The sequence below is a fragment of the Catenulispora yoronensis genome (assembly GCF_039531695.1).
GTDB classification, from domain to species: domain Bacteria; phylum Actinomycetota; class Actinomycetes; order Streptomycetales; family Catenulisporaceae; genus Catenulispora; species Catenulispora yoronensis.
Genome location: NZ_BAAAQN010000018.1, coordinates 13,680 through 35,845, shown reverse-complemented (window position 1 = coordinate 35,845; position 22,166 = coordinate 13,680). Strand labels below are relative to the sequence as shown.

General features: G+C 69.6%; 17 protein-coding genes. 11 read left to right on the top strand and 6 right to left on the bottom strand.

The window, feature by feature from the left end; translation table 11 throughout:
• Positions 1–37: 37 nt before the first annotated feature.
• Positions 38–1,249, top strand: a complete 1,212-nt coding sequence (gene chrA / locus ABD481_RS16885; protein ID WP_344666619.1) for a chromate efflux transporter — start codon at positions 38–40, stop codon at positions 1,247–1,249.
• On the opposite strand, the gene ABD481_RS16880 is transcribed toward chrA, so the two are convergent.
• The gene (locus ABD481_RS16880; RefSeq protein WP_344666618.1) at positions 1,236–2,192 is read right to left on the bottom strand and encodes a hypothetical protein; all 957 of its coding nucleotides are present in this window, start codon (positions 2,190–2,192) and stop codon (positions 1,236–1,238) included. The genes chrA and ABD481_RS16880 overlap by 14 nt on opposite strands.
• A 339-nt stretch (positions 2,193–2,531) precedes the next feature.
• On the opposite strand from ABD481_RS16880, the gene ABD481_RS16875 reads away from it, so the two are divergent.
• The 4 genes from ABD481_RS16875 to ABD481_RS16860 all read left to right on the top strand — a co-directional run bounded on the left by ABD481_RS16875 (position 2,532) and on the right by ABD481_RS16860 (position 7,070).
• On the top strand, positions 2,532–3,665 hold the full coding sequence (locus ABD481_RS16875) for a sugar ABC transporter substrate-binding protein (RefSeq protein ID WP_344666617.1): 1,134 nt from the start codon (positions 2,532–2,534) through the stop codon (positions 3,663–3,665).
• A 103-nt stretch (positions 3,666–3,768) separates the two neighbouring features.
• Entirely contained in the window at positions 3,769–4,530 is a 762-nt protein-coding gene (locus tag ABD481_RS16870; RefSeq protein WP_344666717.1) for an ATP-binding cassette domain-containing protein, read from the top strand.
• Between the two features lie 5 nt (positions 4,531–4,535).
• A complete protein-coding gene (locus ABD481_RS16865; protein ID WP_344666616.1) occupies positions 4,536–5,819 on the top strand; it encodes a sugar ABC transporter permease in 1,284 nt (427 codons plus the stop codon).
• Between the two features lie 51 nt (positions 5,820–5,870).
• On the top strand, positions 5,871–7,070 hold the full coding sequence (locus tag ABD481_RS16860; protein WP_344666615.1) for an ROK family protein: 1,200 nt from the start codon (positions 5,871–5,873) through the stop codon (positions 7,068–7,070).
• Positions 7,071–7,256: 186 nt separating this feature from the next.
• Here ABD481_RS16860 and ABD481_RS16855 read toward each other — a convergent pair whose 3' ends face one another.
• Positions 7,257–8,678 carry a cryptochrome/photolyase family protein gene (locus tag ABD481_RS16855; protein ID WP_344666614.1) on the bottom strand — a complete coding sequence of 474 codons (1,422 nt, stop codon included), beginning with the start codon at positions 8,676–8,678 and terminating at the stop codon, positions 7,257–7,259.
• 216 nt (positions 8,679–8,894) lie between these two features.
• Here ABD481_RS16855 and ABD481_RS16850 point away from each other — a divergent pair, with 216 nt between their 5' ends.
• Entirely contained in the window at positions 8,895–10,154 is a 1,260-nt protein-coding gene (locus tag ABD481_RS16850; protein ID WP_344666613.1) for a Cys-Gln thioester bond-forming surface protein, read from the top strand.
• A 124-nt stretch (positions 10,155–10,278) separates the two neighbouring features.
• On the opposite strand, the gene ABD481_RS16845 is transcribed toward ABD481_RS16850, so the two are convergent.
• Entirely contained in the window at positions 10,279–11,238 is a 960-nt protein-coding gene (locus ABD481_RS16845; RefSeq protein ID WP_344666612.1) for an alpha/beta hydrolase, read from the bottom strand.
• Positions 11,239–11,339: 101 nt separating this feature from the next.
• On the opposite strand from ABD481_RS16845, the gene ABD481_RS16840 reads away from it, so the two are divergent.
• Complete coding sequence (locus ABD481_RS16840) at positions 11,340–12,236, top strand: helix-turn-helix domain-containing protein (protein WP_344666611.1); 897 nt, start codon at positions 11,340–11,342, stop codon at positions 12,234–12,236.
• Between the two features lie 51 nt (positions 12,237–12,287).
• Here the strand turns inward: ABD481_RS16840 and ABD481_RS16835 are convergent, their stop codons facing one another.
• The 3 genes from ABD481_RS16835 to ABD481_RS16825 form a co-directional block, all read right to left on the bottom strand.
• Positions 12,288–15,092: a galactose-binding domain-containing protein gene (locus ABD481_RS16835; protein WP_344666610.1), complete on the bottom strand. Its 2,805-nt coding sequence runs from the start codon at positions 15,090–15,092 to the stop codon at positions 12,288–12,290.
• A gap of 203 nt (positions 15,093–15,295) precedes the next feature.
• Positions 15,296–15,754: a universal stress protein gene (locus ABD481_RS16830; protein WP_344666609.1), complete on the bottom strand. Its 459-nt coding sequence runs from the start codon at positions 15,752–15,754 to the stop codon at positions 15,296–15,298.
• 128 nt (positions 15,755–15,882) lie between these two features.
• On the bottom strand, positions 15,883–16,302 hold the full coding sequence (locus ABD481_RS16825; protein ID WP_344666608.1) for a DUF4352 domain-containing protein: 420 nt from the start codon (positions 16,300–16,302) through the stop codon (positions 15,883–15,885).
• On the opposite strand from ABD481_RS16825, the gene ABD481_RS16820 reads away from it, so the two are divergent.
• The 4 genes from ABD481_RS16820 to ABD481_RS16805 all read left to right on the top strand — a co-directional run bounded on the left by ABD481_RS16820 (position 16,295) and on the right by ABD481_RS16805 (position 22,035).
• The gene (locus ABD481_RS16820) at positions 16,295–16,651 is read left to right on the top strand and encodes a hypothetical protein (RefSeq protein WP_344666607.1); all 357 of its coding nucleotides are present in this window, start codon (positions 16,295–16,297) and stop codon (positions 16,649–16,651) included. The genes ABD481_RS16825 and ABD481_RS16820 overlap by 8 nt on opposite strands.
• Positions 16,652–16,807: 156 nt before the next feature.
• On the top strand, positions 16,808–17,308 hold the full coding sequence (locus ABD481_RS16815; RefSeq protein WP_344666606.1) for a GNAT family N-acetyltransferase: 501 nt from the start codon (positions 16,808–16,810) through the stop codon (positions 17,306–17,308).
• Between the two features lie 98 nt (positions 17,309–17,406).
• Positions 17,407–19,233, top strand: coding sequence for an alkyl/aryl-sulfatase (locus ABD481_RS16810; protein ID WP_344666605.1), 1,827 nt, complete (start codon positions 17,407–17,409; stop codon positions 19,231–19,233).
• A 111-nt stretch (positions 19,234–19,344) separates the two neighbouring features.
• The gene (locus tag ABD481_RS16805) at positions 19,345–22,035 is read left to right on the top strand and encodes a COR domain-containing protein (protein ID WP_344666604.1); all 2,691 of its coding nucleotides are present in this window, start codon (positions 19,345–19,347) and stop codon (positions 22,033–22,035) included.
• Positions 22,036–22,166: the final 131 nt, after the last annotated feature.

The following is a 22,166-nucleotide window of genomic DNA, read 5'->3' as shown; positions in this document are numbered from 1 at the left end:
CGTCCAGTGCGTCGATCCGCGCCTTAAAGTCGGCACTGTGTCCGACCCCGCATGCGCCGTCCCCCTGACGACCATAGCCCGAGAGTGGCTTCGGATCGGCGTCACCGGATTCGGCGGCCCGCCCACGCACATTGTCCTGCTGCGCCGGCTCTGCGTCAGCGATCGTCGGTGGATCGGGGAGGCGGAGTTCGAGGACACCATCGCCGCGGTGAATCTGCTGCCGGGCCCGGCCTCCACGCAGCTGGCGATCTGGTGCGGTTGGCGCCTGCGTGGCACGGTCGGTGCGCTGCTCGCCGGCTTCTGCTTCATCCTTCCCGGGCTGCTGATGATCATCGGTCTGGCGGCGGTGTTCCTCGCGGAGCATCCGCCGGAGATCGTGCTCGGTGCGGCGGCGGGTGCCGGGTCGGCGGTGGCGGCGGTGGCGCTGCATGCGGCGTGGGGGCTGGCGCCGGCCAGTTGGAAGCGGATCCAGAACAGCGAGGACAATGCGTCCCATATAGGGGACAAAGTCCGCTGGCTTTTCTACGCGGCCCTCGGCGCCGTCTCCGCCGCCACCATCGGCCCGTGGCTGGTCCTGGTCCTGCTTGCCTGCGGCCTGATCGAGGTCTCGGTTCGTCTGCGTGGCCTGGCCGTCCGCTCGGTTCTCCCGCTTCCGCTCGCGCAGCCGCTCGCGCAGCCGCTTGCGCACCCGCTTGCGTTCCTCGCGTCGGATTCGACCGGGACCGGCGGGCTCCTGGCCTTGGCCTTCACCGCCTTCAAGGTCGGCGCGCTGTCCTACGGCGGCGGCTTCGTCATCATCCCCCTCATGCAGCACGACGCCGTCGGCACCCGGCACTGGATGTCCTCCGGCCAGTTCCTCGACGCCGTCGCGCTCGGGCAGATCACGCCGGGGCCGGTGGTGCAGACCGTCGCCGTCGTCGGGTACGCGGCCGCCGGGGTCGGCGGGGCGTTGCTGGCCGCGGCGGTGGCGTTCGCGCCGTCGTTCGTGTTCGTCCTGGCCGGGGCGCGGCGTTTCGACCGGTTGCGGGGCAATCGCACCGTGCAGGCGTTCCTCACCGGTGCCGGGCCCGCCGTCATCGGGGCGATCGCGGGCTCGGCCGTCCCGTTGGCCGCCGCGCTGGCTCGTCCCTGGCAGTACGTGCTGCTCGTCCTGGCCGCCGCCTGGCTCCTGCTCCTGCGGCGCGGCGTGGTGTCGGCGCTGCTGCTGTCCGCCGCCTGCGGCGCGGTGGTCGCCCTCAGTTGTCCGTGATCTCGCCGCTGGCCCGCACCACCGCCGCCAGGTCGGCGAACTCCGGCGCCACGAGCCGCAGGAACGGGTCGGTGCTGGTGAACATCCCGAACAGCAGCCCCACCGCGTCGGGCCGGTGCAGCCGGACGGCGTGGAAGTACGCCTCGACGACGTACGGCACCGCCTCCTGGTACCGGATCCGCGTCCCGGCGCCGTACGTGCACCAGTCCAGCGCGATGTCCACCAGGTAGGCGCGCAGCTCCGGGTTCGGCTCGGAGTCCGGGTGGCGGACCGGCTTCATGCCGTCGAAGGACTGCATCAGGACGCTGACACGGGCGTTGCGGTGCTCCCGGATCCGGACGATCCGCGGGTCCACCTCGGCGGCCGGCCCCGACTCCCGCTCGAACCACGGCAGGCTCACGTTGTCGTACATCCGCCGCAGCGCGACGTGCGCGTACTCGTGCATCAGGGTGGCCGCCAGCCGGACCGCCGCCACCTCGTCAGCCACCCGGCGGGCGCTGGCGTCGGCGGCGTAGACCGCCGGCGGCCCCTCCAGGGTCACGCCGGAGGCGGCCGGGAAAGGGCAGCTGTGGCAGCCGATCCCCAGGCGGCACTCCGGGAGCCGCGGACAGCGCAGGACCTTGCCCTTGAACACCACGGTCACGAACTTGCGCCCGGGGTCGGCCCACGGCCGTCCGGTGAGCAGATCGGTGGCGCCGTGGGTCTGGCTGGCGGCGATCATCAGGACGTCGGCCAGCGGCCGGAACCGGGCGGCGGCGTCCTCCAGCAGCCGTAGCGCGCGGCGGTACAGCCCGAAGGCGGTCAGCTCCTCGGCGTCCAGCACCCGGCCGCAGTTCAACAACACGTCACGGACTCGCACCGGGGTTCCCGGCGGGGCCGCCGGCAGCGGGGCGCGGACCCGTCCCGCCGCCGCGTCGACCGTCGGCCCGCCCAAGTAGCCCATGGATTCCCCCTCGCCGATGTCCCCGCGTTCCCCACGCTAGAGGACATATCAATGTTCGAGAACGCGGGCCGGTGCAGGGTAACCCCGCCACCGGTCGCCGGGCGGGTGCGCCCCTTACCGCCGCCGCGGACCGGCCACCCCCCGTTTCCGGATTGTTATCGACTACAACAAAGTCGATACCCCGGACCCCCTTCCGGACGGGCCTGCGCTCGAATATGTTCCCGTCAACAACAAACGGCCGGCCGGCCTTGCTCGTCCCGTACCGAATGTTCCACTCCGGGGTCCCCGGGAAGCCCGGAAACCCTCACCCATCGTCCTCCGTCCCAGAAGGGGTATCGGATGAACAAGCAGATGCTGCGTGTCCTGGTCGCGACCGCGGCCGCCGGACTGGCGCTCAGCGCGTGCAGCAGCGGCAAGTCCGTGTCCGGCACGTCGGGCTCCAGCACCACCGGCTCGTCGAGCTCGGGCGCTGCCGGCGGCTCGGCCAAGAAGCCGTTCATCGGCGTGATCCTGCCGGACAGCAAGTCCTCGGTCCGCTGGGAGAGCCAGGACCGGCCCTCGCTGGAGGCCGCGTTCAAGGCCAAGGGCCTGAAGTACGACATCCAGAACGCCCAGGGCGACAAGAACCAGTTCCAGACCATCGGCGACCAGATGCTCAACGAGGGCGTCACGGTGCTGGTGATCGTGGACCTGGACAGCGGCTCCGGCTCGGCCGTGCTGAACAAGGCCAAGGGCCAGGGCGTGGCGACCATCGACTACGACCGGCTGACCCTGGGCGGCGGCGCCGACTACTACGTCAGCTACGACAACGTCGGCGTCGGCAAGCTGCAGGGCCAGGGCCTGGTGCAGTGCCTGTCCGGGCAGAGCAAGCCGGTCGTGGCCGAGCTCAACGGCGCCCCGACCGACAACAACGCCACGCTGTTCGCCCAGGGCTACAACAGCGTGCTGGACCCGAAGTACGCGGACGGCACCCTGACCAAGGGCCCGAACCAGTCCGTGACCGGCTGGGACAACCCCACCGCCGGCACCGACTTCGAGCAGATGCTGACCTCGACGCCGACCATCGGCGGCGTGCTGGTCGCCAACGACGGCATGGCCCAGTCGGTGATCGCGATCCTGAAGAAGAACCACCTCAACGGCAAGGTCCCGGTCACCGGCCAGGACGCGTCCGTGGCCGGCCTGCAGTCGATCCTGGCCGGCGACCAGTGCATGACGGTGTTCAAGGACACCAAGAAGGAGGCCGCCGCGGCCGCCGAGCTGGCCATCGACCTGGCCAACGGCACCCCGGCCACGAGCGCCACCGCCACCGTTCACGACCCGCAGCTCAACAAGGACGTGAAGTCGGTGCTGCTGACTCCGGAGGCGATCACGAAGGCGAACATCAACGACGTGATCACCGCCGGCGGGGCCGACAAGGCCCAGGTCTGCACCTCGGACTTCGCACAGGCCTGCTCGGCCGCCGGCATCGGCTGAGCAAGCCGGCCGGGTCCCGCCGCCCACCGCAGCGGGCGGCGGGACCCGGCCGCGTGCGCAGCAGGCCTCGAATCAAGAAGGAGTGTCAGCACCCGTGTCCGCGGTGTCAACGGAACCCACCCTGTCCCTGAACGGGATCCACAAGAGCTTCGGCCCGGTCCACGTCCTGAGGGACGTGACCTTCCAAGCCAACGCCGGCGAGGTGACCGCGCTGGTCGGCGACAACGGCGCCGGCAAGTCCACACTCGTCAAGTGCATCGGCGGCATCCACCCGGTGGACAGCGGCGAGATCCGCTACAACGGCGCCCCGGTCACCATCGGCAACCCGCGCGAGGCGGCGGCCCTCGGCATCGAGATCGTGTACCAGGACCTGGCGCTGTGCGACAACCTGGACATCGTCGGGAACATGTTCCTGGGCCGGGAGGCCAAGCGCGGCGCCGTGCTGGACGACGAGCAGATGGAGCAGATGGCGCAGCAGACGCTCAGCAGTCTGTCGGTGCGCACCGTGCGCTCGGTCCGCCAGCCGGTGGCCAGCCTGTCCGGCGGCCAGCGGCAGACCGTCGCCATCGCCAAGGCCGTGCTGTGGAACAGCAAGGTCGTCATCCTCGACGAGCCGACCGCCGCGCTCGGCGTCGCCCAGACCGCGCAGGTGCTGGAACTGGTGCGCCGGCTGGCCGACACGGGCCTGGCCGTCATCCTCATCTCCCACAACATGAACGACGTCTTCGCCGTCTCCGACCGCATCGCAGCCCTCTACCTCGGCACCACGGCCGCGCAGGTGAAGACCTCCGAGGTCACGCACTCGCAGGTGGTCGAGCTGATCACGACCGGCGGCAGCGACAGCCTGGGCCGAAAGGACTCCTAGCGACCATGGGCACCCTCACGACTGCCTCCGCCTCCGACGACCGGACCGAGGCCGGACCGCCGAGCTCCCCGCTGGCGGACTATCTGCGCGACTACTGGGCCCGGGTCCGCTCCGGCGACATCGGCTCGCTGCCCGCCGTGGCCGGCCTGGTGGTGCTGTCGGCGATCTTCGAGATCCTCAAGCCGGACCTGTTCTTCACCAAGGCCAACGTCGCCAACCTGTTCACCCAGGGCGCGGGCGTCACGCTGATCGCCATGGGCCTGGTGTTCGTGCTCATCATCGGCGAGATCGACCTGTCCGCCGGGTTCACCGCCGGCCTGTGCGCCTCGGTGATGACCCTGCTGATGACCAAGCAGCCCGGCTTCATGCTGCCGCACGGCCAGAGCTGGCTGATCGGCGTGCCGGCCGCGCTGGTCACCGGCATGGCGGTGGGCGCGCTGATCGGCTGGATCGTCTCCAAGATCGCCATTCCCTCCTTCGTCGTCACCCTGGCCGCCTACCTGGCCTTCCAGGGCGTGATCCTGATGCTGCTCGGCGAGGGCAACATCGTGCGGATCAGCGACCCGAACATCCTGCGCCTGGAGAACACCAGCCTGGACCCGACGGTCGGCTGGATCCTGTACCTGCTGGTCGTCGTGGCCTACGCCGGAGTCCGGATCCTGAAGGTCCGCCGCCGCACCCGCTCCGGGCTGTCCTCCGAGCCGGCGCTGCTGACCGGGGTCCGGGTCGGCGCGCTGGCGGTGCTGCTCGGCGGCCTGGTGTTCATGCTGAACATGGAGCGCAGCCTGAACCCGGCGCGCTCGCTCAAGGGCGTCCCGGTGATCGTGCCGGTGATCGGCGCGCTGCTGGTGATCTGGAGCTTCGTGCTGAACCGCACCGCCTACGGCCGGCACCTGTACGCCGTCGGCGGCAACCGCGAGGCGGCCCGCCGGGCCGGCATCGACGTCAACAAGGTCCGGATATCGGCGTTCGTCATCTGCTCCCTGATGGCCGCGGTCGGCGGCATCATCCTGGCCTCCCGGGCCAACTCCGTGGACTCCAACACCGGCGGCAGCGACATCCTGCTGAAGTCGGTCGGCGCCGCGGTGATCGGCGGGGCCAGCCTGTTCGGCGGCCGCGGCCGCGCCCTGGACGCGGTCCTGGGCGGCGCGGTGATCGCCATCATCGACAACGGCATGGGCCTGCTGGGCCTGTCCGCGGGCACGAAGTCGGTCTTCACCGGTATCGTGCTGCTGGCGGCGGCCGGTGTGGACGCCCTCTCGCGCAGACGGGGCGCGGCCGGGACGTGATCCGGCCGATGTCAGCTGCCGTCGCCGGTCCGGAAGAGGAGTCTTCACTTGGTGCGTGCTGCGCAGACGACTGAGGACCTGCGCCGCTCCAACCTGTCAGCGGTGCTGCGCCAGGTCCACTTCTCCGGGCCGATCTCCCGCACCGACCTGACCGCCCGGCTGGGCCTGAACCGGTCCACCATCGGGGCCCTGACCTCGGAGCTGGTCGACGCCGGCCTGGTGACCGAACAGGCCCAGGCCGGCGGCGGGCGGACCGGGCGGCCCTCGCTGCTGGTCCGGCCGGAGTCGCGGCGGGTCCACACCCTGGCGGTGGCCATCGGCGTGGACCGGATCACCGCGGCCCGGGTGGGCCTGGGCGGGGTGGTCCTGGACCGCCGGGACACCGGCACCTCCCGCGAGGAGTACTCGCTGGAGTCGGTGGTGGGCACGGTGCGCGCCTTCGCGCGGTCGCTGCGCGCGGCCGCGCCGTCAGAGGCCGTACACGTCGGCACCGGCGTGGCGTTCTGCGGGATAGTGCACGGCGAGCACGGCGAGGTCTGCTTCGGCCCGAACATCGGCTGGGCCTCCGAGCCGCTGGGCAAGGCCCTGGCCGACTCGCTGGCCGAGGTGTACGGCCGGCACCGCCCGGTCAGCGTCGGCAACGACGCCGACCTGGGCGCGCTGGCCGAGCACGCCCGGGGCGCGGCCACCGGCTGCGACGACGTGATCTACCTGCACGGCGACGTCGGCATCGGGGCCGGGATCATCGTCGGCGGCACGCTGCTGGCCGGCACCGACGGGTTCGGCGGCGAGGTCGGCCACATGGCGGTCCGGATGGAGGGCGGCAAGCAGTGCGGCTGCGGCGCCCGCGGCTGCTGGGAGACCGAGATCGGCGAGTACGCGCTGCTCAAGGCCGCCGGCCGGGAGGGCGTCGGGCGCGAGGCGGTCGAGTCGGTGGTGCTGGCCGCCCGGCTCGGCGACACCGACGCGCAGCAGGCGCTGCTGCGGGTCGGGGACTGGCTCGGGTTCGGCGTGGCCAACCTCGTCAACATCTTCAATCCGCAGATGATCATCATGGGCGGCATGCTCCGCGGGGTGTACCTCGGCGCCGCCACCCACGTCCGCGGCCGGCTGCGCACCGCGACGCTGGCCACGCACCGGGAGTCGGTGCGGCTGCGGACGCCGGTGCTGGAGGACGACGCCCCGCTGATCGGCGCCGCGGAGCTGGCTTTCGCCCGGCTTCTGGCGGACCCATTGGAGGCGGCGCGCTGAGCAGCGGCGACCGGCGCTCGGCGCTGGTCGCTGGTCGCTGGTCGCTGGTCGCTGAGTTCAGCAGAACCGGAGCGACGGAACGCTTAGCTCGAAGCACGTAGGTCAGAGCACGTGGTTCAGAGCACGTAGTTCGAGAACGTTTTGTGAGAACGGGCACCTGAGAACAGGCACGTCAGAACAGGCACGTCAGAACAGCGGGGTGGCTCCGGCGCCGGCCGCGCCTTTCCCCTTCACCGCCGCCACCTTCGCGCCGTCGACGCTCACGATCGGCGCCGGGTACCCGAGCCGGTCCCGTGCCTGTTCCCCCAGCCGCCACGGCTGATGCGCCTCGGCGACGTCCGTCAGCCCTTCCAGCTCGGGCAGGTACCGTCGCACGTATTCTCCCGCCGGGTCGTAGCGCGCGGCCTGCCGCAGTGGGTTGAGAACCCGGTTCGGCCTGGTGTCCATGCCCGTTCCGGCAACCCATTGCCAATTCAACGCGTTGTTGGCGACGTCGGCGTCCAGCAAGTGCCGGGCGAAATGCGCCGCGCCCGCCCGCCAGTCGATTCCCAGCGACTTGCTCAGAAAGCTCGCGGTGATCAACCGCGCCCGGTTGTGCATCCAGCCCTCGGCGATCAGCTGCCGCATGCCGGCGTCGACGATCGGAATGCCGGTCCGGCCCTCCGTCCAAGCTTCCAGCGCCTGCGGATCCTCGGCCCACTCGCCGCGCGGACGGAGATCCTCGTGGGCCGCGTCCGGACGCGCCGCCAGCACTTGGTGGTGGAAGTCGCGCCAGCACAACTGCCTGATGAACGCGTCAGCCCCGGCCCCGGGATGGTCGCGTGTCGCCCGCGCCACCAGTTCGGTCGCCGACAGGCATCCGAAGTGCAGATACGGCGACAGATGCGAGGTCGCGTCGGCCGACAGGTCGTCGTGGATGCCCTCGTACTCGTCGACGGTCCGGCTCAGCCAGCGCTGGGCCAGCTTCCGTCCCGCCGTCTCGCCGCCGCGCAGCGTGCCGACCGGCTCCCCGGCCTTGACGAGGCGCTCCAGGTCCGCCGGCTCCAGGCCGTCGACCGGCGGCACGCGCAGCTTCCGGACGGCGGCCGGCGCCCGCAGCGGCACCTCGGCCCAGCGGCGCCAATAGGGGGTGAACACCGAGAAGTAGTCGCGGTCGCCGGGCCGGATCTCCCCGGGTGCCTGCACCGTGTGCACCTGGTCGTGCCGGTGGAACTCCACGCCCAGCGCGTCGAGCTCGGCCGCCAGCCGCCGCTCCCGCTCCTGGGCGTAGGCCGTGACATCGGTGGCGACGTGCACCCGGTCCGCGCCGACCTCGCCCACCACCTGGCAGACCTCCGCGACGACATCGCCGCTGCGCAACACCAGGCGGCCGCCGAGCTTGCGCAGGGCTTCGTCCAGATCGGTCAACGACTCGACGAGGAACCTCAGCCGCCCGCCGGGGATCCGCGCGGTGATTGCGTCGTCGAGCACGAACAACGGGACCACCGGCCGGCCGCCGGCGGCGCCGGCCGTCAGGACCGGATTGTCGTGCACCCGCAGGTCGCGGGTGAACAACACGACGGCGGAGGGGGCGGCGGTCGGCGAGGACGCGGATGCGGTGGTGCTCACCCGTCCATTTCAACAGTCCCGCGTCCCAGAACTCGCGCGACACCCCACAAGACGCCTGGCGCATCGGGCGCAATAATGATGAAGCATCAGTGCTCGATGAAACTGCTGAGTATAATCCCGAAGTCGGCGCGATTCGCAGAACCCGGTGGGGACCGAGGACCGGAAAGCCTGCGCGAATCGCAGTGCGGGGCCAAACACACAAAGGGTGGGAAATCCATGCATAACTCGACGTCCAGCTCCGGGCGCAGACTGGCCGCCGCGATGCTCCTCGGGGCCACCTCGGCCGCGGTGGCGGCGAGCGCCGCGCACGCGGACGGCGGAGTGAGCAAGGCGAAGGTCGGGGACGTCACGGACACCGGTGTCGTGATCATGTCGGACAACCCGGCCAAGGACACCAATCTCAAGACTCTGCTGCCGGGCAACGGCAAGACCATCCTGGCCTACTGCCTCCAGGAGAACGTCGGGCTCGACACCACGCAGACCTACAGCGAGGCCGACTGGAGCGACGCCAAGGTCGGGATCAGCAAGTCGAATCTCCAAGCGATCAAGTGGATCCTCAACCACTCCTTCCCGACCGTCGACACCGCCGCGCTGAAGAAGGCCGCCGGCATCACCGACCCGCTGACCGAGTCGGAGGCCGTGGCCGGCACGCAGGCCGCGATCTGGGCCTTCTCCGGGTCCAGCACGCTCGGCGCCGGCGAGGACGACCCCCAGAACGGCGACCCCAACATCGCCAAGGTCTACACCTACCTGCACGACAACGCGTCGAGCTCCGGCAGCGACGAGCCGCAGCCCTCGTTGCAGCTGACCCCGCTGGTGCCGGACACCGCGCACCACGCCGGGGACAAGATCGGCTACAAGGTCGTGAGCTCCGACACCTCGGACTCCTTCATATCGTTCGATTTCACGGCCAACAGCGTCGGCGCGAAGCTCGTCGACGGCGACGGCAAGGACATCGCGAAGGGCGCCACGTTCAAGAGCGGCTCCACCGTCTACGTCCAGCTGCCGCAGACCCTGTCCGCCGACGGCAGCGTCTCGATCTCCGCCACGGGGACCGTGACCATCGACGCGGCCCGGGTCTTCCTGTCCGACGGCTCGAAGGCGTCGCAGAACCTGATCCTCGCGCAGCCGGTGAGCGTGCCGGTCGAGCAGGACGCCACGGTCGGCTTCAAGGGCACCGTCATCACGCCGCCGCCCAGCTCCAGCTCGTCCTCGACGCCGCCGAGCTCCAGCCCGAGCAGCCACCCGTCGACCACGCCGTCGTCGACCCCGTCCTCGACGCACTCCACGACGTCGACGACCGCGGCCGCGACGACCACCACCACGACCGACAACTCGGGGTCGGGCAGCACCGACCTCGCCCACACCGGCGCCGGGAACGCGATGGCGCTCGGCGGCGGGGCGCTGGCGCTCGTCGCAGCCGGTGGGGGAATGGTGCTGTACACGCGTCGGCGGGGGATGGGCACGCACTCCTGACACGAGGCGTGACAGGACACGAACGCCGGATCATCGAAGCCCCGCGGCGGCCCTTGTCCGGGCCGCGGCGGGGCTTTCGCTCGTTCGCGATGAGCTTTTCAGGCCGGAAGACGTTGGTAGCGGATCAGCCTTCGATGTGCTTCGCCGTCTCGGCGAGACTCGCGCGGTAGAACCCGGTCAGGGCCTCCACGGCCGTCTCCACGTACTTCTCGACGTCGTACAGATCCACGTGCGTGGCACCGTCGACCCACACCGTCTGCTTCGGCCCGGTCGCCCGCTGGAACGCGTCGACGCTGACCCACGACGTCACCGCCTCGGTACCGGCCACCATTATCAGCGGACGCTGCCCGATCAGCGGAACCGACTGGGACGCGTCGTACGTCCCGATCCGGTCCACGCTGCTCCACGGCAGCACCTTCGTCGAGCGGGGATGCGCCCCGCGCGCCGTGCAGTAGTACTCCCAGCCCTCGAAGTTGTGTCGCCCCCCGGCACGCGCGGCCTCCTCGGAGTCCGGGAACAACGGGAAGGACTGCGTCCCGGCTCCGCGGGCCTCGGCCGTCCGCGCGGCCGCCGCCGCGTCCAGCAGCCCTTGGAACACCGCGGGGTCCTGCGTCCCGTCGGCGCCCAGCCGGAACTGCCGGGCGATGTCCATCGCGCTGACCGTGCCCACCGCCTTGATCCGGTGGTCGGTCGCGGTCGCCGTCAGCGCGTAGCCGCCGGAGGCGCAGATGCCCAGCACGCCGATCCGCTCCGGGTCGACCTCTCCCCGCGCCGTCAAGAACGACACGGCCGCCTTCAGGTCCTCGACCCGCTGCGCCGGATCCTCCAGACCGCGCGGCAAGCCCTCGCTCTCACCCTGGTAAGCCGCGTCAAAAGCCAGCGCGACGAAGCCGTTCTCGGCCAGCCGGCGCGCGTACAGGCCCGCCGTCTGCTCCTTGACCCCGGTACCGGGGTGGCCGACCACGACCGCCGGGCGCGGGCCGTCCACCGGGACGTTCGTCGGCGAGCCCGCCGGGGCGTCCGGCAGATACAGGTGGCCGGCGATCTTCAAACCATTGCTCTGGAACGTGATGTCGTTTCGCATGTCTTCAACGATCGCCCCCGAAAAGACCCTGTTCCAGGGACGGTTCTGCCTATGCAGACCAGTACCAGGCAGGATCGCGTCAACGAGGGGAGACTGGAGTCATGGCGAACGACGGCAACGAACTCGGCGACTTCCTCCGCACCCGGCGCGCGGCCGTGGATCCGCTGCGCGTGGGCATGCCGGACGACGGCCGGCTGCGCCGCGTCCCCGGACTCCGCCGCGAGGAACTGGCACAGCTCGCGCACATCAGCGTCGACTACATCGTGCGGCTGGAACAAGGCCGCACCCGCCGGGTCTCCCGCGAGGTGCTGGATGCCCTCGCCGACGCGCTGGAACTGGCGCCGGACGAGCGCGTGTACCTGTTCACCGTTGCCGACGTCGCCCTGGCCGCGCCCAGCCGCCCGGCCCGCCCCGAGGTCGCGCCGCAGCTGCGGCAGCTGCTGGACACCATGCACGATGTCCCGGCGATGGTTCTGCGGCGCGGCATGGAAGTGCTCGCCTGGAACAAGGGAGCGGCGGCGCTGCTCACCGACTTCGGCGCACTGCCCCCGGCGGAGCGGAACCTGATCCGGCTGACCTTTCTCGACCCGGACCTGCGCGCTCTGTATGCGGACTGGCCGCGCGCGGCCCGGGAGTGCGTCGCCTTCCTGCGCAACGAAGCCGCCCGGACGCCGCACGATCCCGCTCTGCGGGCGCTGATCGACGAGCTCACGACCCGCGACCCCGACTTCCGTACCTGGTGGGCCAGCCACCAGGTACGGGGCGCACGTCAGCTCACGAAGACCTACAACCATCCGCTGGCCGGACGGCTGACCCTCGACGTGCAGCAGTTCACCGTCGACACCCACCCCGACCAGCTGCTCGTCGCCTACACCGCCGAGCCGGACTCGCCGGCCTCCGAGGGTCTCAGGTTCCTGTTGAACTGGTCGGCGTCGGCCGTGTCGGCTGTGCTGCCCGCGTCGACTGTGCTGCCCGCGTCGGCCGCGCCGGTGCGCTGAACGCACCCGGCGCGGCCTCGGTCGGCCTCGGTCGGCCTTGGCCGGCACCGATCAGGTGGCGAAGGCCTGCAACTCCGACAGCTGCCCGGCCGGCCAGCCGGTGTTCGCCGTCACCGTCACCTTCAGATAGCGGACGTTCGCGGCGGCGAACGAGGCGCTCGCCGTGTTCCCGCTGTTGGGATCGAAGGTGTAGCCCCGCGACGGTGCGAGCGTGGTGTAAGTCGTGCCGTCGGTGCTGCCCTGGATCAGGATGGTCTGCGTCCGCGCGCCCCAGGAGGACGACGGCGGCAGGTCCAGCACGACCCGGCCGACGCTCGTCGCCGAGCCCAGGTCCACCTGGATCCACTGTGGGAACGCGTTGTTGGCGCTCTCCCAGTAGCTGGAGGTGTTGCCGTCGACCGCGTTGCCCGGTCCGTAGCTCTGGACGGAGCCGGAGGCCGTGGCCGGCTTGTTCAGCGCCAGGTTCGGGTTCGGCGGGGTGCCGCCGCCGGTGGCGAAGCCCAGGGAGTTGATGTTCCAGCCGCCGGCGTCCTCGGCCAGGGTCAGGACCTGGTTGCCGGCCGGGAGCGTGACGGTCGTGGTGACCGTCGTCCAGGTCTGCCAGCCGCCGGTCTGCGGCAGGTTCACGGCCCCGGACAGGTTGGTCCCGGAGGCGTTCGCGAGGTGCAGCGCGCCGGTCACCGCCGACGGCGCGGCGACGCGCAGGCTCACCGTGTAGGTGCCGGTGGTCGCGACGTTGACCGTGTAGTGGAACCACTGGCCGCCCGAGGTCCAGCCGACGTTCGAGCCGCCGCCGGTGTCGCTGGTGGCCTCCAGGTCGACGCCGTCGGAGCGGTAGCTGTTGCCGGACCCGTTGACCGAGGTCACGTGGTAGCCGACGCCTTCGCCGCCGGTGTCGTAGTTCTCGGCCTGGACGGTGCCGGGGACGGCGGCCGGGGTGCCGCCGTAGGGGCCGCCGGGCGTCGTCGTGCCCTGCCAGCTGTTGCCGCTGACGTTCGCGGTGAAGCCGCCGGAGTTGTTGAGATACGGCGAGAATCCGTTGCCCAGCCCCGAGACGGTGTTGCCGGTGATGGACGCCGAGCCGCTGGGCGCCGGATAGAACGGCGGCTGGATCACGATGCCGTTGCGCCAGGGCGCGGTGACGGTGTTGTTCGCCAGCGTGGTGTTCGTGGACTGCGAGAAGCCGATCCCGTCGTAGAGGGAGTGGCTGATGGTGTTGTTCGTGGCGTTGACGCTGTCGACCACGCCGGTGTTCTGGCCGTCGCCGCCGTTGCCGATCTGGAAGGCGGGCTGGCCCTGGTCGTAGCCGTTGCCGCCGGAGCGCTCGACGAGGTTGCCGGAGACGGTGGCGCCGGTCAGGTCGCTGCCGTTGACGCCGAACCGGCCGGCGCCCAGGCCGATGTAGCGCGCGGTGTCGCTGATGTGGTTGTTCTGGACGTGGTGGCCGCTGCCGCCGTAGATCCCGATGCCCTTGCCGCCCCACGGCGCGACCAGGGTGTTGTTGGTCAGAGTGACGTTCGACATCGCGGTGTAGTACGTGGTGGAGCTGCCGTTGGTGTTGTAGGCGACGGAGTTGATGGCCATCGCGTCGTCACCGGTGCCGCGCACGAAGTTGTTGGTGGCCGTCAGGTTGCTGCCGGTGGTCCCGGTCAGCGAGACGTTGTTCAGGTTGATGCCGTCGGCCCACTCGGTGGTGACCCGGCTGTTCTTCACCGTGCCGCCGCTGCCGGAGGCCCAGAACCCTGATTCGACGTGCTGGTTCCACATGCCGTCGGCGACCCAGTTGGTGCCGGTGGTGTCCATCGCGCCGCCGTCGCCGCCGGCGGTGCCGCGGCTGGTGGCGTTGGAGTCGATGTGGAAGTTCTGGACGACGCACGAGGTCACCGAGAACACCGCGGCGAGCGGCTGGCTGTTGGGCAGCGGGACCTGGCGGTAGATCGTCGAGTACCACATGCCGGCCCCGGCGATCGTGATGCCGGTGGCGTTCAGGCCGGTCGTGCCCTTGAGGTAGAACGTGCCCTGCGGGATCCACAGGATCTTGTTCTGGGACTGCGCCTGGTTGATGCAGTTCTGGATGGCCGCGGTGCTGTCCTGGGCGCCGGGGTCGCCGCTGCCGTTGGTGGGGGTGTTGTCCGCGACCGCGCCGCAGGACGTGATCGAGATCGAGTTCGCGGGCTGGGCCAGCGGGGCTGGGGGGTTCTCCACGTCCACCACGTCGACGTCGTAGGACGTGGCGGCGTTCGCGGAGTCCTTCACCAGCGAGAAGGTGCTGCCCGGAGCGATGGCGGCGCCGGTGACGAAGGCGTGCGCCTCGTCCCAGAAGTCGCGGGGGCTGCCGTCGGCCGGGTTCTTGTCGTCGCCGTTGTTGTAGTTGGTGCCCTCGTAGATCCAGGACTGCTTGGAGTTGAGATTCAGCGTCTGGCGGAAGGCGCCGTCGACGTAGAGGTCGAGGGTGGCGGTGGCGCCGCCGCCGGACGGCGCGTCCGGGATGCTGGCGCGGACGTTCAGGAAGCTGATCGGCTGGCCGGTGGAGTTGGTCCACTGCACGCCCTGGCCGGTGCCGGCGAGGTGGACGTAGGAGTGGCCCGAGGCCTCCAGCGCGGCGCTGGAGAAGCGGGTGGTCGGGGGAGCGGTCAGGGCGGCCGTCGACGCGCCGCCGAGCGGCGTGCCGGACTCGGCCTCCAGGCTGGTGAACGGTGTACTGGCGCCGACGGTCGCGGCCTGCGCGACGGTCGGCGCGGCCAGCGCCGCGACCCCGGCGGAAGCCGCGATCAGCGCCATCGGCAGCAGGCGGGGGAGCAGGTGGGGGAGCAGGCGTGGCAGCACACGACGCGGGGTGGGGGGACGTGATCTCATCGCGACTCCTCGACACGGAGCGGAAGGTGGCGGCGGAACGTGGTGCGGTGACACGGATCCATGCGTGGGTCACCGTATAGATGTCGAGAAGGTGTCGCAAGACTCAGATAGTCGAGCGCAAAATTTCGATGCCCTGCTTGCAAGAAGGCGCGGGCGTGACGATCAGGTGTCGATCCGCGCGTCCGGGCCCGGTTCCGGGCGGGTCACGGCACCACGGTGACCGGCCACTTCCCGGCCTTCACCAGGCGGACCGCCACCGAGCCGACGATGCGGTGCCCGGCCTGCTGCGACGCGCCGATCACCACGGCGTCGGCCTTCAACCGCGTCGCGAAATCCACCAGGCCGCGGAACGGGTCGCCCTCGCCGACGTGGAAGTCCCAGTCGGCGAAGCTGCCCTCGGGCAGCTGGCGGGCCGCCGCCTCGATCTGGTCGCGCAGATCGTCGGCGATGGCGTCGCGGACCGTGACCAGCTCGGCGGCCGCCGCCGCGGACATGGAGGCCGCCAGCGGGCGGATGTAGACGATCGCCAGCTTCGAGCGCTGGCGGCGGGCCAGCCCGGCGGCGTACGCGGCGGCCCGGAAGGAGGACTCGGAGCCGTCGATCCCCACCACGATCACTTTGGGGCCGTCGGTTCCCAGTTCGAACACATGCGGCTGCGACATCGGCGACCTCGTTCCTCATGCCCGGGCGACAGGGCGTCGCCGACAGTTCGAGCATAGAGGCGCCCGGGGCCGCGGGCTCGGCAGCCGAGCCGGGTCAGGCCGTGCCACGGCCTGACCCGGCCGGTGGACTATCGGCCGAGGCCGACGACCGGGATCGGCCCGCTCTTGTGGAACAGGGCGCCCTCGACGAACAGCAGGAAGCCCTTCGAAGTCTTCGGAACCTCGAAGACGACCTCGCCGGTCGCCGACTTGCCGGGCGCGATGTCGGTGTCGGGGAACACCTTGCCCTTCGGCAGCGAGTCCTCGTAGACGATCGAGGCGAGGTACTTGTTCTTGTCGGAGTCGTACAGCTCCATGCCCATGATGGACGAGAAGACGAGCGGCTTGTCGGTGGCGTTGGTCGCCGTGAAGTCCACGACGATCCACACCATCGGGTCCCGCGGCTTGTAGGTCGCGCCGGCCGGCGGGGTGTACGGCATGGTCACCGAGTTGACCTTGACGTGGAACCCGCCCTGCGTGACGGTGTCGCCGATCTTGTTGGTGGCCACGAACGACTTGGTGTCGCCGTCCGAGGAGCCGGAGGAGTCCGACGAGCTGGACGCCTCGGCCGGTGCCGAGGACGAGGCCGACGCCGCGTCGGTGCTCGACGAGGATCCGGCCGCCGACGGCGAGCCGGTGTCGGTGGTGGCCGGCGCCGAGCCGGAGGCCGAGCCGCTGGCCGAGCCGCTGACCGTGCTGGTGCTGTTCGCCGCCGGAGTCGTCGCGGTCCCCCCGGCCGCCGACGTCCCCTGCGATGCGCATGCCGCCGCGGCCAGTGCGACGGCACCGGCGACGAGCAGCGAGATTCCTGTGGTGCGGGAACGTTGTGCATGTCTGGACATAGTCCGCCCCCCATGAGGTCAAGGACCGCGAAGCGGGTGCTCCGGGTCTTCGAGCGATGCCAGGCTAGCGAAGACGTCCGTGGCCTGCCCAGGCAGGTCCGGATCCGCGACCCGATGTGACGCGGTCCGTTTCAGCGGCGGATTCACAGACCGGGCCGCTAGCGTGGGGGGCATGGACCACGTGCTGAGCACTGCGCGTCTCAAGCTCACCCCGCTCGCCGGCGAAGACCTGGCGGACCTGCGGGCGCACTGGCGGGATGCGCAGGTGCGCCGGTTCCTTTTCGATGACGAGGTGTTGAACGAGGAGGACATCGTCGAGACGCTGGCCGTGAGCGAGCGCGATTTCGCCGCGCACGGCTACGGGCTCTGGATGGTCCGCACCCAGGACGCCGACAGCCTGGTCGGGACCGTCGGGCTGCGGCCGTTGTCGTCGCTGGGCATCGAGGTCACCTACAGCCTGTCGCCCTCGGCGTGGGGCTGCGGCTACGCGACCGAGATGGCGCGGGCCGTCGTCGACCACGGACTCACCACGGTGGGGCTGAGCCGGGTGCTCGCCGAGGTCGACGAGGGGAACGCCGCGTCGCGTCACGTCATTGAGAAGCTGGGGATGGAGCCGTTCGAGACGGTGCAGGGTGTGCTCGGGCCGATGATCCGGTATCGGACGAGGAGGTAGGGCCGGGGCCCGCCAGCCGTTTGGCGCTCCCCGGTCGCGGGCGTCCGCGGCGGCTCCGAGGATGGCGGATGGACGTCCGTACAGCGTGAGGAGCAGCCGTGACCGCGACCGCCCAGGGGAGTGCCGACTTCGGCGACCGAGCTGATTTCGCCGACGCCGACAAGGGATTCCTCGCCGGTCCGGAGGCGCGGCGGATCGAGACCGCCGACGGGCGGGTGGCGTGGGACTTCGACGCGACGCGGTTCCTGGACGCGGACTGCCCCGACACCGTCAACGCGAGCCTGTGGCGGCAGTCGCAGCTGTGCGCGAGGGCGGGCCTCTACGAGGTCACGGCCGGTGTCTACCAGATCCGCGGCTTCGACCTGTCGAACATGACGCTGGTCGAGGGCGGCACCGGCGTGGTGGTGGTCGACCCGCTGGTCTCGGTCGAGACGGCGGCCTCCGGCCTGGCCCTCTATCGCGCGGTCCGCGGCGACCGCCCGGTGGTCGGCCTGGTCTACACCCACTCGCACCTGGACCACTTCGGCGGCGCGAGCGGCGTGCTCGAACCGGGCTCCTCCGTGCCGATCCTGGCCCCGGCGGACTTCATGGCCGAGGCGGTGGCGGAGAACGTCTACGCGGGCACGGCGATGCTCCGGCGCGGCATGTACTACTCGGCGGCCGGTCTGGCTCACGGCCCCGCCGGGCCGGTCGGCATGGGCCTGGGCTTCAGCGCGTCCACCGGCACCGTGAGCCTGCTGCCGCCGACGAAGTCGATCACCGAGACCGGTCAGCAGGAGACGATCGACGGCGTCCGCTTCGTCTTCCAGATGACGCCCGGCACCGAGGCCCCGTCGGAGATGAACTTCCTGCTGCCGGACCACCGTGCGCTGTGCATGGCCGAGAACGCCACCCACAACCTTCACAACATCCTGACTCTGCGCGGCGCCCTGGTCCGCGATGCCCGCGTCTGGTCGCACTACCTCAACGAGGCCCTGGAACTGTTCGGGCTCCAGTCCGACGTGGTGTTCGCCTCGCACCACTGGCCGACGTGGGGCGCGGACCGGATCCGCGACTTCTTGGAGGTCCAGCGCGACCTGTACGCGTATCTGCACGACCAGACGCTGCGGCTGATGAATCAGGGTCATGTCGGCTCCGAGATCGCCGAGCTGATCCAGATGCCGCCGGCGCTGGAGGCGGCATGGAGCACGCACGGGTACTACGGCTCGGTCAGCCACAACGTGAAGGCGATCTACCAGCGGTACTTGGGTTGGTATTCGGGGCACCCGTCGGATCTGTGGGAGCAGCCGCCGGTGGAGACCGCGAAGCGGTACGCGGACTGCTTCGGCGGCGTGCCGAACCTGGTGATGAAGGCGCGGGAGTACGCCGAGGGCGGGGATTTGCGGTTCGCGGCGCAGTTGTTGAAGCACGCGGTGTTCGCGGATCCCGAGGGCTGGGACGCGAAGAACGCGCTGGCGGAGGTCTTCGAGCGGCTGGCACAGGGCGCGGAGTGCGCGACATGGCGCAACTGCTACTTGATGGGCGCCGAGGAACTGCGCAAGGGCGTGGTGGATGTGGCACTGGGCTCGGGCGACATGTCGTCGGCACTGAGTGTGCCGCAGCTGTTCGACACGATGGCGATCCGCGTGGACGGGCCGAAGGCGTGGGATTCGACTGCGGTTGTTGATTGGCACTTTACGGATTTGGATGAGCATTACCGGTTGCGGCTGCGGAATGGAGCGCTGACGTATAGCCCGTTGCGGGGGAAGGTGGCTGCGGACGGCGGTGCGGATGTCACGTTCACGGTGACGAAGGCGCAGTTCTTGGCGCTGTTGGCGGGGGAGGGGCTGGACGGGGTGGAGGTTGCCGGGGACGCGGGGGTGTTGGGGCGGATCGTGGGGGTGTTGGACGATGTGGATCAGAACTTTGCCATTGTGACGCCGTGAGCGCGGTGGCTTGAATGCGGTGAAAGGGCGGCGGGTGGGGTGGGGGTGTGGGAGGGTTTTGGGGTGCGGTGGGTGTCTGAGGTCTGATGCTGGGCTGGGGGAGGGGTGTTGGTGGAGGGGTTGGATGGCAGGGCTGAGGCGGAGCGGCGGATTGCGAAGGCGCTGCGAGACGGCAGCGAGATCCTGGACCTTTCGCGGCTGGGGTTGACCGAACTGCCGGAATCGCTGATCCGCCTAACAGCCTTGACCCGGATCGGTCTCGAAGGCAACCGGCTGTCGGAACTGCCGGAATGGTTTGGTCAGTTGGTCGGCCTTGAAGTGATCGAGCTGAATGACAATCAACTGTCTGCGCTGCCGGAATGGTTCGGGCGGTTCCATCGCCTGGCATTTCTATTCCTTGGTGGTAACCTGCTGTCAGTGTTGCCAGAATCTTTTGGTGACCTTTTCAGGTTGGATACGCTCTCGCTCAATTATAATGCAATCGAAGCATTGCCGAGCTCTTTTGGCCAGCTGGTCCATTTGAGAAACCTTTTTCTCGATGGCAATCCTGATCTGGTTACTCCGCCACCCGAGGTTCAGGCCCAGGGCGCTGTGGCAGTAGTGGCTTTCATGCAGGCTCTGGCTGACTCCTCGGTCGAGCTCTGGCAGTCGAAAGTTCTGATCGTCGGCGAGGCCGCGGTGGGAAAGACCACGTTGGCCAGGCAGCTACGTGGCGACGACTTCGATGCCGACGAGGGCCAGACCCATGGCGTGCGGATCCATCCGCTGGTCTTGCCCCATCCGAGCCGACCCGGGGTCGAGATGAAGCTGGATGCCTGGGATTTCGGCGGGCAGCTGGAGTATCGGGCTACTCAGCGCTTTTATCTGACTGACCGATCGTTGTTCATCCTGGTCTGGAGCTCCCGGTCCCGAGCCGCTGATGGCAAGGTCGTTCCCTGGTTGGACGTGGTCACTGCCCGCGCTCCGGGCTCGCCGGTGATTATCGTCGCCACGCACTCGGACGAGCACTCCCCGGCGACGTTGCCTGCCGATCTCTCGGGGCGTTATCGGCAGATCTCGGCGATACATGCCATCGACTCCCGCACTGGCACGGGTATTGCCGACCTCTCTCGGATCATTGCCGACCGCGCCGCGGCTCTGCCGTTGATGGGGATGCGGTGGCCGACTTCCTGGCTTGCGGCGGCTCAGGCGGTGCGTGATCTGCCGGGGCTCACCGCGACTCAGAAAGTCGTCTTCGGCGCGATGGCTCATGCCGGTCTTAAGGACGTGTCGGCGCAGCGTGGAGTCGCCCGAGTGTTGCACGACTTGGGTCAGATCGTCTTCTTCGCTGATCGTCCGGAACTGGCCGCTAAGGTCATCTTGCAACCCGCGTGGCTGGATGCGCGGATCACCCAGGTCATCGACAGCGACGAGGTCACCGCTTCCGGCGGGGTGCTTTCTCGCGTCGAGCGGCTGCGGCTGTGGGGCGATCTCGCCGAGGACGACCCGGAGCTGCCCGATCGGCTGATCAGCATGATGGAGGCGTTCGACCTCGCCTACCGCGTCGGGGATCAGCACAGCGACGACGTGGCGCTGATCGTCGATCGACTGCCTGAAGCACCGCCGCCGCAGGCTGAAGAAGTGTGGCGGGAACACAGTGCCGATCCTCGGGCGCGAGAAATAAGCATCATCTACCGGCTGGCTTCGCGACAGGCGGGCATCCCGACGTGGTTCATCGCGCGTGAACACCGCTACACCACCGGCATGCACTGGCGCAGTGGGGCGTTGCTGCACGACCGGGACCCGCATTCGCCGGCCTGGGCCCTTATTACTGACGACGGCCGTGAGCAACCCACCGTCACTATTCGCGTGAGTGGCGCGTTTCCTGTGCGGTTCCTGTCAGTGCTCACGGAGGCGTTCGACAACATCGTCGAAGACCGCTATCCCGGCCTGGTCGAGCAGCGGCTCATCCCCTGTGCCTGCCCCGGTGTGGATGGTGCCGGCTGTAGCCACGCCTTCGGCTTGGACGAGTTGTTGGCCGAGGCGACCGATCTCGATCCGGACGCCGATCACAAGGTCCGGTGTCCCAAGACGCGGAAGAAGATCGAAGCCGCCCTTATGCTGGACGGTCTGCGTGGCACCGGTCTGATCGCCGAGCTTGAGACCATCGAGCGTCATATGGCTGCCCAGTTCAATACCCTGAATCGGATCGACGCCGGACAGCAGGCCATGCTCAACGGCATCCGCTCGTTGTTGGAGAATCGGGCCAATGCCGGGGTGCAGTGCCCGGCGGTGTTCAGTATCCAGGCCAGGGGACGGACTCGGATCATGCGCCGGGACAAGCTGGTGCTGAGCCTGTGGTGCGAGTGGCCCACCGAGGCCCACGTGCTCGCTGACGGTGTCGGGGACTATCCGATCAATACTCTGCCAGAGGCGCTGCTCGGCTATTTGCCCTATCTGCGCTTCCTGATCCAAGGGCTGGGGATTCTCGCTCCCACCGCTTTGGCGGCCGGACTCAGCGAGCGCGTGCAAGCCAGCATTGAGGCGGCGGCGGCGACGATGGAGATCATCGCCGACCATTCCGCCGCCATCGCTCGCAAGCAGGTCAAGCCATCGCATATTTATCAGTGGGCTGATATCGGCGCCAATCTCCGGGCCCTCCGCGAACTTCTGGAGCGCCTCGATCCCGACCACTCCAAGAACTGGGGCGGCCTCTCGCCGGTCAGCCGCCCCGAGGACCGCCGCGTCATGTTCCTGTGCCCGGAGCACGTGGCCGCGCTCAACTATCCCTACGTCGCGGGCGGCTCAGCTCCCAGCGCCTGATTCGATGTAGCCGAACGAACTCATCCGTTCACTGATAGTCACTGTCATGCGGCCTGCTCCGCCGCGCCCCACAATCGGTTGAGGACCTCACCTCGACCGTTTTCGGCGCCGACGGGATCAAGCCACTGATG

Bases quoted from the DNA above. Each gene is read 5' to 3' on its own strand.
- ABD481_RS16880 (WP_344666618.1), bottom strand. From the start codon at position 2,192: ATGGGCTACTTGGGCGGGCCGACGGTCGACGCGGCGGCGGGACGGGTC.
- ABD481_RS16875 (WP_344666617.1), top strand. From the start codon at position 2,532: ATGAACAAGCAGATGCTGCGTGTCCTGGTCGCGACCGCGGCCGCCGGA.
- ABD481_RS16865 (WP_344666616.1), top strand. From the start codon at position 4,536: ATGGGCACCCTCACGACTGCCTCCGCCTCCGACGACCGGACCGAGGCC.
- ABD481_RS16850 (WP_344666613.1), top strand. From the start codon at position 8,895: ATGCATAACTCGACGTCCAGCTCCGGGCGCAGACTGGCCGCCGCGATG.
- ABD481_RS16845 (WP_344666612.1), bottom strand. From the start codon at position 11,238: ATGCGAAACGACATCACGTTCCAGAGCAATGGTTTGAAGATCGCCGGC.
- ABD481_RS16840 (WP_344666611.1), top strand. From the start codon at position 11,340: ATGGCGAACGACGGCAACGAACTCGGCGACTTCCTCCGCACCCGGCGC.
- ABD481_RS16835 (WP_344666610.1), bottom strand. From the start codon at position 15,092: ATGAGATCACGTCCCCCCACCCCGCGTCGTGTGCTGCCACGCCTGCTC.
- ABD481_RS16830 (WP_344666609.1), bottom strand. From the start codon at position 15,754: ATGTCGCAGCCGCATGTGTTCGAACTGGGAACCGACGGCCCCAAAGTG.
- ABD481_RS16815 (WP_344666606.1), top strand. From the start codon at position 16,808: ATGGACCACGTGCTGAGCACTGCGCGTCTCAAGCTCACCCCGCTCGCC.